The sequence below is a fragment of the Shinella sp. 838 genome, assembly GCF_029623935.1.
Classification (GTDB): Bacteria; Pseudomonadota; Alphaproteobacteria; order Rhizobiales; family Rhizobiaceae; genus Shinella.
In genome coordinates this window covers 81,257-96,346 of record NZ_JARSBQ010000012.1, presented here as the reverse complement: position 1 = coordinate 96,346, position 15,090 = coordinate 81,257, and the positions used below count along the sequence as shown (strand labels likewise).

General features: G+C 58.3%; 13 protein-coding genes and 2 pseudogenes. 6 read left to right on the top strand and 9 right to left on the bottom strand.

The window, feature by feature from the left end; translation table 11 throughout:
- Positions 1 to 4: 4 nt before the first annotated feature.
- The 8 genes from araD1 to P9A16_RS27210 are packed head-to-tail and all read right to left on the bottom strand — an operon-like array spanning position 5 to position 8,374.
- Positions 5 to 1,000: an AraD1 family protein gene (gene araD1, locus P9A16_RS27245; protein WP_278026122.1), complete on the bottom strand. Its 996-nt coding sequence runs from the start codon at positions 998 to 1,000 to the stop codon at positions 5 to 7.
- Between the two features lie 19 nt (positions 1,001 to 1,019).
- Entirely contained in the window at positions 1,020 to 2,738 is a 1,719-nt protein-coding gene (locus tag P9A16_RS27240) for an FAD-binding protein (protein ID WP_278026121.1), read from the bottom strand.
- Between the two features lie 15 nt (positions 2,739 to 2,753).
- A complete protein-coding gene (locus P9A16_RS27235) occupies positions 2,754 to 4,280 on the bottom strand; it encodes a CoA-transferase (RefSeq protein ID WP_278026120.1) in 1,527 nt (508 codons plus the stop codon).
- A gap of 14 nt (positions 4,281 to 4,294) precedes the next feature.
- A complete protein-coding gene (locus tag P9A16_RS27230; RefSeq protein ID WP_278026119.1) occupies positions 4,295 to 5,059 on the bottom strand; it encodes an IclR family transcriptional regulator in 765 nt (254 codons plus the stop codon).
- Positions 5,056 to 5,520 (bottom strand): MaoC/PaaZ C-terminal domain-containing protein, encoded by a 465-nt coding sequence (locus P9A16_RS27225; RefSeq protein ID WP_278026118.1) that lies wholly within the window; start codon positions 5,518 to 5,520, stop codon positions 5,056 to 5,058. Before P9A16_RS27225 ends, P9A16_RS27230 begins: the two co-directional genes overlap by 4 nt.
- Before the next feature lie 13 nt (positions 5,521 to 5,533).
- Positions 5,534 to 6,817, bottom strand: coding sequence for a TRAP transporter large permease (locus tag P9A16_RS27220; RefSeq protein WP_278026117.1), 1,284 nt, complete (start codon positions 6,815 to 6,817; stop codon positions 5,534 to 5,536).
- On the bottom strand, positions 6,810 to 7,352 hold the full coding sequence (locus P9A16_RS27215) for a TRAP transporter small permease (protein ID WP_278026116.1): 543 nt from the start codon (positions 7,350 to 7,352) through the stop codon (positions 6,810 to 6,812). Before P9A16_RS27215 ends, P9A16_RS27220 begins: the two co-directional genes overlap by 8 nt.
- A 20-nt stretch (positions 7,353 to 7,372) precedes the next feature.
- Entirely contained in the window at positions 7,373 to 8,374 is a 1,002-nt protein-coding gene (locus P9A16_RS27210) for a TRAP transporter substrate-binding protein (RefSeq protein ID WP_278026115.1), read from the bottom strand.
- Positions 8,375 to 8,969: 595 nt separating this feature from the next.
- Between P9A16_RS27210 and P9A16_RS27205 the strand changes: the two genes are divergently transcribed.
- The 6 genes and pseudogenes from P9A16_RS27205 to P9A16_RS27185 all read left to right on the top strand — a co-directional run bounded on the left by P9A16_RS27205 (position 8,970) and on the right by P9A16_RS27185 (position 13,627).
- Positions 8,970 to 10,025 (top strand): mandelate racemase/muconate lactonizing enzyme family protein, encoded by a 1,056-nt coding sequence (locus P9A16_RS27205; protein ID WP_278026245.1) that lies wholly within the window; start codon positions 8,970 to 8,972, stop codon positions 10,023 to 10,025.
- A 25-nt stretch (positions 10,026 to 10,050) separates the two neighbouring features.
- On the top strand, positions 10,051 to 11,052 hold the full coding sequence (locus P9A16_RS27200; RefSeq protein WP_278026114.1) for a TRAP transporter substrate-binding protein: 1,002 nt from the start codon (positions 10,051 to 10,053) through the stop codon (positions 11,050 to 11,052).
- A 69-nt stretch (positions 11,053 to 11,121) separates the two neighbouring features.
- Positions 11,122 to 11,616 (top strand): TRAP transporter small permease, encoded by a 495-nt coding sequence (locus P9A16_RS27195; protein WP_278026113.1) that lies wholly within the window; start codon positions 11,122 to 11,124, stop codon positions 11,614 to 11,616.
- Positions 11,613 to 12,890: a TRAP transporter large permease gene (locus tag P9A16_RS27190; protein WP_278026112.1), complete on the top strand. Its 1,278-nt coding sequence runs from the start codon at positions 11,613 to 11,615 to the stop codon at positions 12,888 to 12,890. Before P9A16_RS27195 ends, P9A16_RS27190 begins: the two co-directional genes overlap by 4 nt.
- 32 nt (positions 12,891 to 12,922) lie before the next feature.
- Positions 12,923 to 13,120, top strand: a pseudogene (locus P9A16_RS35815) (winged helix-turn-helix domain-containing protein); the annotation flags it as partial.
- Positions 13,121 to 13,201: 81 nt separating this feature from the next.
- On the top strand, positions 13,202 to 13,627 hold the full coding sequence (locus P9A16_RS27185; RefSeq protein ID WP_278026111.1) for a FadR/GntR family transcriptional regulator: 426 nt from the start codon (positions 13,202 to 13,204) through the stop codon (positions 13,625 to 13,627).
- Between the two features lie 625 nt (positions 13,628 to 14,252).
- Here P9A16_RS27185 and P9A16_RS27180 read toward each other — a convergent pair.
- Positions 14,253 to 14,971, bottom strand: a pseudogene (locus P9A16_RS27180) (IS630 family transposase); the annotation flags it as partial.
- Positions 14,972 to 15,090: the final 119 nt, after the last annotated feature.

Below are 15,090 nucleotides of genomic sequence, written 5' to 3'. Positions count from 1 at the left end.
TCGATTACAATTGGCGGATTTCGATCTCTTCCTCTTCGGCGATTGCCAGCGGATTGCGCAGCGACAGGCCGAAGCCTTCCGCGCCGATCTCGAAGACATCGCCCGCCTGCGTGCGAATGCCGTCGCCGAAGGACAGCGTCGCCGTGCCGAACATGTGCACATGCACATCGCCCGGCGCGCGGAACAGGCCGTATTTGAAATGGTGGTATTCGAGATTGGCGAAGGTGTGGGACATGTTCGCCTCGCCCGAAACGAAGGGTTTTTCCCACAGGACCGCGCCATCGCGAACGATGCGTGAGAAGCCGCGGATATCGTCCGGTGCTGCGCCGATGCGGATTTCCGGGCCGAAGCTCGCCTGCCGCAGCTTGGAATGGGCAAGATAGAGATAGTTGATCCGCTCCGTCACATGGTCGGAGAATTCGTTGGAGACGGCAAAGCCGATGCGGAAGGGCGAGCCGTCGGCGGCGATCACATAGATGCCGGCCATTTCCGGCTCTTCGCCGCCATCGAGCGCGAAGGAGGGAGAGGTGAGCGCAGCGCCGGGCGCGACGGCCTGCGAGCCATTGCCCTTGTAGAACCACTCCGGCTGCACGCCCTTTTCGCCGGCCTTCGGCTTGCCGTTCTCAAGGCCCATGCGGAACATCTTCATGGAATCCGTCAGGGTCTCTTCGGCCGCTTCCGATGTCTTCTTGTGCATGGAATCGCGTGTCGCCGCCGAACCCAGATGGGTAAGGCCGGTGCCCGTCAGATGCAGATGCGCGGCATCGGGATGGGTGATCGGGGAAAGAAGCCGGCCCTCGGCATAGGCATTCTCAAGATCGACCTCACCGCCGAGGCCCTTAGCCTCGATAATATCCCGCAGCGAGCGGCCACCATCGGCGGCCTCCATGGCCAGGGCGTGGACACTCGTGGCGCCCTTGACGGTACGGCCCGTGCCGCCATTCTCGCGCACCACGACGATAATCGTTCCGTCGGTGCCCAGCACCTGCGAAATCAGCATTGGTATTCTCCCTTTACGTTCAGCGGTCACTGCTGCCCAGCGATTTGAAATAGCCCCCTTCCGGGTGGTGGCGCGACAGGACATAGCTCTTCGCGAACGACGGATCGCTTTGCGGCACATCCTCTCGGTAGTGGCTGCCCCGGCTCTCGCGGCGCAGAAGTCCGGCCTTCGCCATCATCCGACCGGTCTCGATCAGGTTGTCGGTCTCGATCAGATGCACGAGGTCGTCGCGGCTTTCTGCCTTCGCCACGCGCAGCCCTTCCTGCAACGACGCGATGTCCGACTGGAAGGAGGTCAGGCCATCGTCCGAACGCAGGATGAGCAGGTTGCCATTCGCCTTCTGCTGCAGCTCCTCGCGGATACGGCCGCCATCCTCGTCACCCTCACGCTTGAAACCGGCGATGTAGTCGAGCAGTTCGGCGATGGCGTGGCGTGGCTCCGTTGCAGGTTCCGAGCGCGCACGCCTTGCGGCCGCCCGGCCTGCTCTCGCGCCGAAGACCTGGCAGGTCATCGCCATATTGCCACCCAGCCGGTCGGCGCCATGCGGACCGGCCGCCGTTTCGCCCGCCGCGAACAGGCCGCGAAGCGAGGTCTCGCCGTTCTCGTCGATGCGCAGTCCGCCGTTGATGGCGTGCGCCGAGCAGGTGATCTGCACCACATCCTTGTAGAGGTCGGTGCCACGCTCGAGATACCATGAATGGGTAAGCGGCCACATGCGGGCAAACGAGCGGGACTTGTCCGCCAGCAGGCGATCGATATCGCATCCCCGGAAGTCCATGTGGACGCCGCCCTTGTCGGTGCCGCGCCCATCGTTGATCGCGCTCTGGATCGAGATTTCGACGTAACGGGAGATATCCGACGCGCTGAACGGGAAATGCCGCTCCTTTTCCTGCAGGACCTCAGGCACGGTGAGCGAAGCCGGCAAATAGTCCTCCATGAACGGCTTGCCGTCCCGGTCGGTCAGGTTCGGATGGGCATCCCAGAGATAGTTGCCGAACAGGTTGATGAAGGGGTCGATGATCGACACGCCGGCCTGCATGAACTCCATGTTGGCGAGCTCCGCGCCGGCCCGCCAGGCCATGGCGTAACCGTCGCCGGTGATGTCGCTCGGATAGAGGTTCTTGGCGAACAGCTGGCTGGCGCCGCCGGTCGTCATGATGACGGACTTTGCACGGATGACGACCGGCCGGCCGGTGTCGTCGAGTGCCAGCGCTCCGTGGCAGACGCCGTCCTCGGCCAGCAGGCCGACGACCATCATCCGGTCATGGGCGGGAATTCCGCGACGGGTCGCCTCCTCGCCAAGCGCCCGCATGATCGGCTTGAAGTGATCCTTCAGGACATGCGATCTCGGCTTCGAGGAGAAGCAGGCGCGGAACGCCAGATAGCGGTCGTTCTCGCGCTCGAAATGCACGCCGTAGTCCTCGAGATAGCGGAGCGAACTCTCCGCCTCGTTGACCAGGATATCGACAAGGCGCGGATCGGCCATGTCCTGCGCCGCGCGTAGGATGTCCTGCCGGAAGACCTCCGGATTGTCCTCTTCGTCGGCCGCGCCGTCGGGAACATTGTAGGCTCCGACCTCGGCAACACTGTAGAAGGTGGCGCCGCTCTTGCGGAAGGTATTCTTGACGAGGACGGTGACGTCGGCGCCCTCGTCATGGGCGGCAAGGATCGCCCTCAACGCGGCGCCGCCGCCGCCGATGACGAGCACGTCCGTGGCGATTGTATCGTAATCCTTCATGACCGGAATGCGTCCTCAGTTGAAGTGGATGGCGTCCATGGTGACGAGATCGCGCGCGACCCGCATCGGGAACGGGATTAGGTCCAGCACGTCGCGCTGCAGATCGACGCCTGGTGCGATCTCGGCGAGCTCCAGACCGTCATCGCGACGGTGGAAGACTGCACGTTCCGTCACATAGGTGACCTGCTGTCCTTTCTGGGCGGAGAGCGCGGCGTTAAAGGTGATCTGCTCGACTTCCGGCACGAACTTGATAAAGCGTCCCTCCTTACGGATGACCAGACGGCCGTTCTCCGGACCGGCATCGAAACCGCCAGCGGTGAATGCGCCGCAGAAGACCACGCGCGGCGTCCGGCTGACGATGTCGATAAAGCCGCCGCAGCCGGGCACGATGCCGTTGAACTTGCTAACATTGACGTTGCCGGCGACATCGATCTGGCCGCAGCCGAGGAAGGTGATGTCGAGACCGCCGCCTTGGAAGCAATCGAACACCGAGGTGGAATCGATGATGGCATCAGGATTGATGTTGGTTCCGAAGATCGCCCGCTCGCCGGGAATGCCGCCCACTGAGCCGTGCTCGGGGAAATAGGTGGCAAGCGGCGCGCCCTGTCGTTCATGCAGGATCTTCGGCACCTCGATCGGCATGCCGACGCCGAGATTGACCGTCTGGCCGTCGCGGACTTCCATGCTTGCGCGGCTGGCGATAATCCGCTCGACGCCCAGGGGAACGCTTCCAACGTCGCCCGCCGGCAGCTGGGTCGCGCCGGTCAGCGCCGGGTTCAGCGTACCGCCCGCCAATTCCTGGTCGGGGACCACGACAACGGCATCAACGAAGATGCCCGGCACCTCGACCATGCGCGGATGGATCGAGCCCTTCCGGGTCATCCGCCGGACCTGCACGATCACCTTGCCTCCAGACGCCTTGGTGGCCTGGGCAATGGCACGGACGCCGAGCGAGACCGGCTCGTCCTCGAGGCTGATATTGCCGCATTCGTCAGCGGTGGTGCCGCGCAGGAAGGCGACATTGATCGGCTGTGTGTCATAGGCCAGATGCGTCTCGCCCTCGATCTCGATTCGCTCCGCAAGAGAGCGACCTGCCGCGGCATTCAGGCAACCGCCTTCTACAGAGGGATCCACGAAGGTGCCGAGACCGATGCGGGTATAGGTCCTTCGGCGTCCCGCCGCGCAGTCGCGCAGCATCTGGAAGATCGTCCCCATCGGCACGACATGCGCGGCGAAGGCGTCGTTCTTCAGCAACTCGGTATAGCGGGAGGTCTTGAGGAAGCTGTAGCCACTGCCGATTGCTTTCGCGACCATGCCCGGATGAGCGAGATTTTCCAGCCCCCTGCCCTCACCCATGCCGACGATGATCGGATGGATTTCCGTGATGGCGCGCGGCGAGCCGGTATTCGTATACCTGGTGCCGAGAGCACGCAGAAGGACGTCAGGTACAAGTACGTTTTCACAACCACAGCTTGCAATAGTGTCGCCATCGTTCACCAGCGCCGCCGCTTGGTCGGCGGTTATCGTGTTCACATATTTCATGACGATGCAGTCCTTCAGATACCGATGTCTTTTTCGATCGCCGCCGATGTCTTCTGAAGACGTTCGACCAGGTTGGGGATTGATGCCTTCGGCATGCGCACCGAAGGCATGGCGAAGTTGATGCCGTGGCGCACCGAACCACTCGATGTGCGGAGCGGAACGGCGACGGAATGGACGCCCTCCTCATATTCGCCGAGATTGAGCGCGTAACCCTGCTCACGCACACGCTCCCGCTCGGCCTGCAGCGCGGCCGGATCGGTGATCGTGCGCTCGGTATAGGCCTCGCGCGGCATGACGAGGAAATCTTCGAACTCCTCATCCGTCATGTGGGCGAGCGCGATCTTGCCCATGGAGGTACAGTGCAGCGGCGAGCGGGCGCCGACCAGACTGTTGAGATCGAGCATGCGCACGAGATGCTGGCTCTTCGCCCGGTGGAGATAAACGACCGAGAAACCATCGCGGCGGCCGAGGTGGCAGATCTCGCCGGTATCGTCGGAAAGCGCCTGGAGATGCGGCGCCGCGACCGCGACAAGATCGACCTGCGACAGGCCGACGGCGGCGAGCCGCAGCAGGACTGGACCAAGTTGGTAGGCATCGCCCTCCTGTGACTGGCGGACAAAGCCGGCCATCTCCAGCGTCTTCAACAGATCGAACACGGTTCCCTTGCTGAGACCGATCTGCTCGGCGATGGCGGTAACGCCCTTGGCGCCGGAACCGATCGCCTCGATGACGGCGGCGGCGCGCAGGACAGAACGAACGGGTTTTCGCGTAATCGTCATACAGTTGCCTTTTCTGCGGCCGGCTCGGCCGTCGCGCGCAATACCTTCACGGTGGTGTCGCCGACGGCACAGATACGGCCGTCAGCCGCCTTTATTTCCGCCGACATGATGACCTTGCGCCGTTCGACGTTGAGCTCGGTTACCGTAACGGTGGTCTCGATCGTATCCCCGATGAAGACCGGGGACAGGAGCTTCAGCCGGAACTCCTGTGCCGCATATCCGGGAGGTGTCAGGCGGTCGCCGATCAGCTCGACGGTCGCACGCGACACGAAACCGGGTAACAGCGCACCGTGGGCTACCCGTTTCCCCAGATGTTCGGCGGCATAGACGGCATCGACATGGTTGGGGTGAAAGTCGCCCACGATGCCCGCATAGAGATAGACGTCCGATTCCGAAATGGTCTTGCGAACGCTGTGGCTCTCGCCGACGGTCAAACGATGGATTGCAGCAATTTCAGTCATTTCAACTGACCTCTCAGCCCAGTAGGTTGGGCAGGAAAAGGACGATCTCCGGAAACAGGACCATCAGCAGGATCAGAGCTAGAATAGCCCAGACGAAGATCATCGTTTCCCGGACGATCACCGGCGTCGACACACCGGCGATACGCCCCGCGATCAGAATACAAAGGCCGAAGGGCGGCGTGATCAGCCCGAGCGCAGCGGTCATGACGATGATCATGGCCATGTGCAGCGGATCGATGCCGGTGGTGGCGGCGATCTTCTGCGCGATCGGCAAGAAGATGATCATGGCCGGCACGCCATCGATGAAGCAGCCCATGACCAGGAAGATCGCGATGATGACGAACAGGCTCGCCGTCGGCCCGAATTCGTACATGGCCATCACGCCGCTGATGATATCCGGCAGCTTCAGATAGGCGACCATCCAGCCGAAGGCCACCGAAGCCGCGATTGCGAAGGTCGGCAGCGCCACCATCAGCGCGGCGCTGCGGGTAATGTTGGGCAGGGATCGCAGCGGAATCGTGCGCAGCAGGGCGATGACGACGATCGAATAAGCGACGGCGACCACGCCCGCCTCGGTCGGCGTAAACCATGCCGCGAGAATGCCGCCCACGATGATCAACGGCACACCAAGCGGCAGCAGGGCACGACGGAGGCTTTTGGCAATGAAGGGGAGGCTGACTTCGGTTTCCCGTGGGTGATTGTCCTTGATGGCGCGCCGGTAGGCGATCGCCATCTGCGACAGGCCGACCGCGAGACCCGGAACGACGCCGGCGAGGAACAGTTTGGAGATCGAGAGATTGGCGAGCGATCCGTAAACGATCATCAGGACGCTGGGCGGGATGATGGCGCCCATGGTCGACGACGCGGCGGTGATGGCGGCACTGAAGCCCGGGGCATATCCCTTTTTGACCATGGCCGGGATCAGCACGGAGCCGGTGCCGGCCGTATCGGCGCTTGCGGTTCCGGAAACCATGGCGAACATCATCGACACCACGACATTGACCTGGGCCAGACCGCCACGGATGTGACCGACAAGCGCATAGGCGAGATCGATGAAGCGATCGGCGATCTTGCCCTCGTTCATCAGGTAGCCGGCGAGAATGAAGAACGGGATGGCCAGCAGCGGGAAGTAATCGAGCGCGGCATAGAGGCGCTCGACCAGCAGCATCGGCGGAATGCCGGCGGTCAGCATCGTCAGCAGCGTGGCGGCGGCCAGTCCGAAGGCAAGCGGCACCCTTAGGACGAGAAGCAGGATGAACGTGCCGAACAGAACGGCGATTTCCATTGAATCAGACACCGGATGCCTCCCCTGTCGCGAGACCATCGAACGTGCCGTCGGGACGGCGCCGGAGGTAGAGGCTCAGGAGATCAATGAGGGAATAAAAGAGGATCAGACTGCCGGCGATCGGCATCACGAGCATCGTATATCCCTGCCGGATGCCCAGACTGAAGCTGAAGCGACGCATGCCGCCGGAGGCGAAGGGGATTCCCTTCCAGAACAGGACTGCACCAATAGTGCCGACGACGAGCACGCCAAGGACCTTCAGCGAGAAATCGGCCTGGCTTCCCGCTGGCGCCCATTTGCTGATCAGGTCGACATTGAAATGCTCGTGCCGGCGAACCGCGACGGTGCCACCGAGAAAGGCCATCCAGACGAAACAGGTGGTGGCAAGCTCGATCGACCAAAGAAAGCTCGTCGAGAAGATATTCCGCGCGACAAGCTCGCCCAAAAGCACTCCGCACATGACCACCACGAGGATCACGCACACGTCCAGTGTCACGAGTTCGAGCCTGCGCGCCACGCGTCCCAGGCCATTCAAGAGCATGTTCATGGCTCGCAGGCTCCTTTCGTTCAGAGAGCCTGGATCGCGGCGAGGATATCCTCGGCCTCCGCTTCCTTGGCAACCTTCTCGTAGAGCGGGCCGAGCGGCTCGCGGAACGCGGCCTTGTCGACCTCGCTGATGATGGCGCCATCGGCCTTCAACGCCTTGATCGCCTTTTCCTGCGCCTCTACCGAAGCATCAAGGAGGGCCTGGCCTCCGACAATGAAGGCTTCCTTGACCGCCGGGCGAAGATCTTCCGGCACTTTCTCGAGCGCCGCATCGCCGATCAGCACCACGGCGACATAGAAGGAGTGATCGGTGCGCGCCATGTATTTGGCGGATTCCTGGACCTTGTATGTGTAGAGGATGTCCGGCGCATTCTCGACCGCTTCGACGACGCCCTGGCGCATCGCGGCGACCACTTCCGGCATCGGCATGTTGACCGGGATCGCACCGTAAGTGCCCCAGACCTCGGCCTCGATCGGATTGGCCTGGACGCGCATACGCACGCCGAGCGCCTTGATGTCTGCGGGCGTGCGAACCTCGCTTCTGGTGTTGGCGAACCATCGGCTGCCCACGGTGGTTGGCGCGGCGAGCTGCAGGCCGAGCTCGGCGTCTGCCACCTTCTGCTGCATCAGCAACCAGACCTGGCTGTCGGGCGCCATCGCCGCGCGATAGGTCTCGTAGTCCTTTAAGATATACGGCACGCTGAAGATCTGAAACGACGGTACGAAGCTGGCGAAATTGCCTCCACCGGCAACGGCGACGTCGAGCGATCCGCTGCGCAGGCCTTCGATCATGCTGAGTTCGTTGCCGAGCTGCTGGTTCGGGTAAATCTCGAAGCCGACCTTACCGCCGGTCTTTTCCCGCAGGTGTTCGTCGATCAGGACCAGCGTTTTGTAGTACAGTCCGTCTTCGTTGGATTCCGTTCCCGCAGAAAGCACGACTTCCTGGGCGCCTGCCGATACCGACCCCGCGAGAAAAGCGCAGCCCAGAACCACGGCCCGCAGGCCTTCACATTTATGAATCATTTTCACTCCTCCTGTACGATTGAGCCGTACCGTGTGCGGTCATACCGCGCTTAGCGACAAGAGTCAAATCGCCGCATCCCGTACGGCTATGCCGTACACTTTCGGCGGCGGCAGCGATCCTGTGCAGCTACAGAGAGAAGCCTCCGCAAATGCGGATCTCCGCGCCAGCATAGGTCGCCTTCGTAATCGACATCTCGCGATTGTTATCGACGCCTCGTCAGGCCGCCCCGAATCAAATTGCGACGACACGCCGTAGCTTTTCGCCAGTCCATCAAGTCCTGCGCCCCAACAAGTAGCTGAACGACCTAACGTTAAAAGCGATACGGTGAACGTGATTTTTTGCGATGGGGTCCGCGTTCGAAGCTCTGTCGATTCATTAGATTTCTTCGGCCGCCTCTCGGGCGTCCTCCATCCATGCGTTCTATTTGGCCATCAAATTTTAAGTCGCCCTCTGCGCGGCCCAAGTCAGGACGGGGTAGGCCACTTTGCAGTTTCCCATAAAAAACCGTTGACAGATACTAATTAGTATTTTTTACTTTATGCATTATCGCTGGAGGCTTCTTTGACCATACAAAAAATACATATTGATCACTTTATGATCCCGCTGCCAAAAATTCTCACCGACGCAAAACACGGAGAAATGAGAGACTTTGGCTTGGTCACGGCCCGTGTATTGGATGCCGAGGGCCACGAAGGGCTAGGTTACACCTACACAGTTAACGCGGGCAGCGGGGCGGCGGCAGCGCTGGCACGCGAGTTGAGCGGCCTTCTTGTTGGTGAAGACGCCGATTGCATCGAAGCTCTCTGGCAAAAAATGTGGTGGCAAATGCATTTTGTAGGACGGGGCGGATTAGCGTCGTTTGCCATTGCTGCAATTGACACCGCACTCTGGGACATGAAGGCACGTAAAGCCGGCCTCCCTTTATGGAAGCTGCTGGGCGGACACGATCCCAAAGTACCCGCCTACGCGGGCGGAATAGACCTCTACCTGCCGTTGAACGAGTTGCTTGATCAGACCCGGGAGAACTTGGAAAGTGGCCTTAGGGCTATCAAGATGAAGGTTGGTCGCGAGGATGTTTCCGAAGATGTGAAGAGGGTGGCAGCAATGCGCGAGCTGCTCGGAAGCGACACCCCATTAATGGTTGACGCCAACATGGGCTGGAGCGTCGACAAAGCCATCATCGCAGCCCGCCGATTTGCAGAGCTGGATGTCACCTGGTTGGAAGAACCCACGGACCCAGACGATTTCGATGGCTACGCACGTATACAGGCAGAAGGTGGAGTGCCGATTGCTGCTGGCGAGAACCTGCACAGCCTGCCAGAGTTTCGCCAACTCATCGGACGTGGGTCAGCTACGTTCATCGAACCTGATGTAGCTACATGCGGCGGCATTACTCCGTGGATGAAAGTTGCGCGCTTGGCTGAGGCGGCCAATCTGCGGGTGACCTCGCATGGTGTTCATGACCTACATCTGCACCTTTTGGCAGCAATACCCAATGCGAGCTTCCTTGAGATCCATGGCTTCGGCCTTGAGCGCTTCATACGCAAGCCCCTCATCGTCAATGAAGGCCTGGCCGTCGCAGGGGAGGACCTTGGGCACGGAATCGAACTCGATTTTAAAATGCTATCGACTTACCGCCTTGACCATTGACGAAAAACAAGTGGAGGAGAATGACATGAGGATGACCACAAGCATTTCAGGCCTCGCTGTGGCGGCGCTTATGGCTGCGAACGCCTATGCAGCCGATTATAAATTGAAGCTTGGCCATGCCGCAATCGGCGAAGAAAATCCTGTTCACGTGGCACTGCTATTCTTCGCCGAAGATGTCAAAAAAGTCTCCGACGGACGCATAGAAGTGGAAATATTTGGCGGCGGCCAAATGGGGAACGACCGAGAGTTGGTCGAGCTTACTCAGGAAGGCACACTCGACCTTGCAGTGCCCACAGTATCCAAACTCTCATCTTGGGATCCAGCATTCGCAGCACCAGAGATTCCATATATGTTTCCCAACAGGGACGTTGCATTGAAAGTACTCTCTGGTGAATATGGAAAATTCCTCGAGCCTAAGCTGAATGACCTTGGCCTCACCACAGTTGGCTGGTTCGAGAACGGTTTTCGCCAAATGACCAACAATGTAAGGCCTATTGTCAAACCTGAGGATCTGTCTGGCATCAAGCTACGCACCATGGAGGTGGAGGCCCATATCGAAGCGTTCAGCCATCTCGGCGCGAATCCTACACCGATGGCTTTTTCGGAGCTTTACTCTGCACTGCAGCAAGAGGTCGTTGACGGACAGGAAAACCCGCTCTCGAACATCGTCAACAATAAGATGTACGAGGTACAGGACTACGTGTCTCTCACCAGTCACGTCTACAGCGCATATATTGTTCTGATCAATTCGGCCAAGTATGAGAGCCTTCCGGCGGAGATGCAGGACATCGTTCGTTCTTCACTGGACAAAGCCCTGAAGCAGGAGCTCGAGATCATCGATGCTAATGAAGCTAGCAGCCTGAAGCTGATCGAAGAAGCAGGAGTCAAGATCAACAAGCTTTCCGATCAAGAGATCACTGCATTCCGTACCGCTCTTGGCGACATCTCAGCTCGGTTCGAAGAACTCGTTGGCAAGCAAGCTTATCAAGCCATCACAGAAGCTGTGGCGAAGGTTCAGTCAAACTAGGCAGAGCTTCAAAGCGGTGGCGCGTCCGAGATGGACGTGCCACAAATTTATTTCTGTGGGAAGGCGAACATGCGTGTCGTTCGGTGGATTGATACTAATTTAGAGCCCATCTTCTTAGGTGCGTGTATGGGCTTGATGGCGTTACTGATCTTCGTTCAGGTGATCATGCGCTACGTCTTCGAGAGCTCGCTTCTATGGTCTGAAGAACTAGTTCGCTGGCTATTCATTTGGACTATCTGGGTGGGAATTGCATATGCGTTCCGCGTCGGAGACCATATCAGAATAACCGTGTTGAGCGACAGATTGTCCGAGCCTTGGAAGAAGAGGCTCGAGGTAACGCTAACTGTCGCAATCATTGGCTTTTTCCTATGGTTTGCATGGCTTGGTCTCCAACAAGCAACGTCTCCTATTGTCACCCGGCAAAGTTCGGTTGTGCTGAATTGGCCATTTAGCGACAAGAAAGTCGGCCTAACATGGCTCTACGCGACATTGCCTTTCGGCAGCCTTCTCAGTGCTTGGCGCCTTTCACAGCTGCTATTCGATAAGTGGGGCGAAAGACCATGATAACCGCCGCTTTGTTCGCACTATTCTTCCTTTTTATTCTGCTCTCGGTTCCGGTTGGGGTTGCCATCGGCGCAGCCACGCTGCTGGTAATGGAATTAATGCCCGGCACCCCACCCTCATCGCTCTTGATCAAGAATGCTATTGTCGGCGCGGACAACTTTCCGTTGGTCGCCGTGCCAATGTTCATTCTTGCAGGCGAGATAATGCTCGCCGGAGGCTTGTCGAGCCGGATAGTAGGTATGGCTGCGGTTCTTGTTGGCCGGGTAGACGCGGGTCTTGCCTACGTAAACGTACTGGCTTCAATGTTTTTTGCCGCTATCTCCGGCTCATCTCCTGCAACCGTAGCTGCCATTGGGTCAAACCTGATTCCGGAAATGGAGAAGCATGGATACAGGCGCGACTTCTCTGCTGCGCTAACCTCCGCCTCCGGAATGCTCGGCGTGATGATACCCCCTTCGATCCCGCTGATCATTTATGGCGTCGTGACAAATGTATCGCTCGGCGCACTTTTCATCGCAGGCATTCTTCCCGGGGTCCTGTTTGGTGTGAGCTTTATGGTAGTGGCGCGGATAATAGCGAAACGCAATATGCTGCCACTGCAACATGGCGAAGAAACCATCCGGTATGCCAACAGCAATGACAGGGCCAAAGGGGGTATTTGGGCGCTTCTGGTTCCAATTATTATCCTTGGCGGCATTTACGGCGGTATTTTCACACCTACTGAAGCCGCTGGCGTCGCCGTGGTCTATGCCCTGTTTGTTAGCCTCTTCGTTTACAAGGAGATCTCGCTTGTACAACTTCCAGATATTTTAATCCGAAGCGGACGAACAACTGCAACGATCATGGTTATGGTTGCAATGGCGTTTGCCTTCGGCCGCTTCCTCACTATCGAAGGCGTGCCTTCCGATCTTGCTACACTGATTACTAACGCAACAACAGAACCGATTGCTGTTCTTCTTCTGCTCAATCTCGTTCTTTTGATCACGGGGATGTTTCTGGAACCTGTTGCAGCAATTATAATACTCGCACCTATATTGCTTCCGGTAGCGAGATCAGTAGGCGTTGACCCCATTCACTTCGGGATCATCATGACATGCAACCTAGCTATCGGTTTTTGTACGCCGCCGGTCGGGATCAACTTGTTTGTTGCAAGTTCGATCGCTAAAGTACCAGTTGAAGACATTATTCGAAAAATCTTGCCGTTCATGATAGGAATGTTAATTTCAATGGCGATTGTTTCGTTTTTTCCAGAGATTTCTTTGCTGTTCATCTAGCTTTATTACTCGCGGAAGCAAGGAGCTCTATTGTGGCAAGAAGCTCGAAACTCACTGATTCGATCTACGATACTATCCGAACTCGCATTCAAGCGGGAGAGTATGCCGTAGGGCTTCGATTACCCTCGGAACAGGAACTGTGTCGTCAGCTGGAGGTATCGCGAACGGTCGTGAGGAACGCGATTTCGCGGCTGAGAGATGACGGACTTGTCGATACCATCCGTGGCTCAGGCGCATTTGTCCTAGAATGCCCAAAGGATGCCACCTCTCCGCCGCCAGCCATGCCCCCGTTCGGATTTAATGTAGAGACGATGTCCGACGTGTTGGAATGTCAAGAGATGCGTATGTTGGTTGAGGGCGAGATGGCATTTTTGGCTGCTGAAAGATGGGCGCCAGACGACATGGTGCGACTGGAGGCGGCCCTGCGAGACATGTCGCGGGAAGAGGATGAGCTGGGAACCGTCGAGGAGGATCTCGCATTCCATGCAGCTATCGTAGCTGCATCTCACAACAAAATGGGTATGGCGGTTTACGCATCGATGATGCCAAGTATCCGCGTCGGGATGAACATGCAAAGGGGTGTTTACAAGCTGCTTCCGAAATCACGGAAACCACAAGGGCTCAAGGAGCACCGTGCGATACTCGATTTGATCCGCGATCGCAACGCAGCTGAAGTTCGTGCTGCAATCCACAATCATATTTCCTATTTCCACTCTGACCTAAAGAGATACAGATAGTGCATATCGAAGGAGATCGCAGGAAAACGCGGCGTGGTGCGCCATCCATTGACCGGGCTTACGGACGCGATTTTTCAACATTACACCTTAAAGACTGTTGATATTGCCGCTCGCGTCGATTGCCTTGGGATGTTTTACGGATTTCGATGGGATTCGGATAATTTAGAATTCGCGGCGGCAATGTGAGGACGGGCTGCGGTTTCCTCGCAGAAGTGAGCCGTTCTTGCGGAGGCCCGGTACCAGCGTCGTCCGAACAGCTGACATTGATAGGATCGAGGATCGTCAGGTGGTGAGCGGGAGAGATGAGAAAATCTGGATCGTCACAGCTAGGCGTGTAAGCGGATACCCCATACTCAAGCAGAGACGGATATTGTTGCAACGCACCCCGCCCGTGCAGGTTATACTGCGTTTTGGACATCCAAGACGCTGGGTGCTCAGGCGGCATGACCTGTGGCCTTCGCTGGCTTGCAATTATGAGACCTGTGCGCGGATAATTGTAGACGTATGGAATCGTTGATGATTCAATGCTTCTGTCGAATGATGGAGGTCCGCAATGAGCCGTCGTCGGATTGGGCCGGAGCGGTTCGGTTTCGCTGCGAATAGCAGTAATACGGGTCCTCACTGATCAGAACCCATTTGCCCATTCTCTTCGTCCGATGGACATGATGCGCCAAGGCTGGCTTTGGAGCTTTCGCCAGGCGTCACAGCAGTGAGCGACGATATCGTCATAGGACTTGAAGACGCGGTTCGACAGCCAGTTCTCACGCATGAAGTGCCAGAGGTTTTCGACCGGGTTCAGTTCCGGCGACTTCGGCGGCAGTGGCAAGATCGAGATGTTGCCTGGAATGACGAGATTATTGGACATATGCCAGCCCGCCTGATCCATGATGAGGATGGCATGCGCATTATCGGCCACGTGCCGTGAGATTTCAGCCAGGTGCTGCGTCATCGCGTAGGTGTCGCACCAAGGCATGACCAACGCCGCCGCTTTGCCCTGCTTGGGGCAGATGGCACCGAAGATGTAGGCCGAGCGGGTTTGCTGGTCGTGTGGTGCGGATGGCCTTGATCCCCGCTTTGCCCAGCGGCGGGTGATCTTGTTCTTTTGACCAATCCGAGCCTCATCCTGGTACCAGATTTCTATTCGTTTCCCTTGAGCCGCCCCGCTTGCGATCTCTGCCACTGCGGCGGAAAAGTTTTTTTAAAATCCTCAATGGCTTGAGGGTCCTGTGCATGATGTTTCGGGCGGGCGGCGAGCTTGCGGTAACCCATGGCGCGCACCTCCCGGCTCAGTGTCTGTTCGCTCACCGAGACACGAAACTCTTCCCAGAGCCACTGAGCCAGATTGTGCGCCACGCGACTCAAAATCCGAGCTCCAGACGTTGCCGCCGAGCCGCTTGCGCGTTTTGAAATACTAGTATATCAGTTTTTTTGGGATGGAGGAATTGGCACGGTGAAAACGCTCA

Coding starts and splice junctions, on each gene's coding strand:
- araD1 (WP_278026122.1), bottom strand. CDS start 1,000: ATGCTGATTTCGCAGGTGCTGGGCACCGACGGAACGATTATCGTCGTG.
- P9A16_RS27240 (WP_278026121.1), bottom strand. CDS start 2,738: ATGAAGGATTACGATACAATCGCCACGGACGTGCTCGTCATCGGCGGC.
- P9A16_RS27235 (WP_278026120.1), bottom strand. CDS start 4,280: ATGAAATATGTGAACACGATAACCGCCGACCAAGCGGCGGCGCTGGTG.
- P9A16_RS27230 (WP_278026119.1), bottom strand. CDS start 5,059: ATGACGATTACGCGAAAACCCGTTCGTTCTGTCCTGCGCGCCGCCGCC.
- P9A16_RS27225 (WP_278026118.1), bottom strand. CDS start 5,520: ATGACTGAAATTGCTGCAATCCATCGTTTGACCGTCGGCGAGAGCCAC.
- P9A16_RS27215 (WP_278026116.1), bottom strand. CDS start 7,352: ATGAACATGCTCTTGAATGGCCTGGGACGCGTGGCGCGCAGGCTCGAA.
- P9A16_RS27210 (WP_278026115.1), bottom strand. CDS start 8,374: ATGATTCATAAATGTGAAGGCCTGCGGGCCGTGGTTCTGGGCTGCGCT.
- P9A16_RS27205 (WP_278026245.1), top strand. CDS start 8,970: ATGATCCCGCTGCCAAAAATTCTCACCGACGCAAAACACGGAGAAATG.
- P9A16_RS27200 (WP_278026114.1), top strand. CDS start 10,051: ATGAGGATGACCACAAGCATTTCAGGCCTCGCTGTGGCGGCGCTTATG.
- P9A16_RS27195 (WP_278026113.1), top strand. CDS start 11,122: ATGCGTGTCGTTCGGTGGATTGATACTAATTTAGAGCCCATCTTCTTA.
- P9A16_RS27190 (WP_278026112.1), top strand. CDS start 11,613: ATGATAACCGCCGCTTTGTTCGCACTATTCTTCCTTTTTATTCTGCTC.
- P9A16_RS27185 (WP_278026111.1), top strand. CDS start 13,202: ATGTCCGACGTGTTGGAATGTCAAGAGATGCGTATGTTGGTTGAGGGC.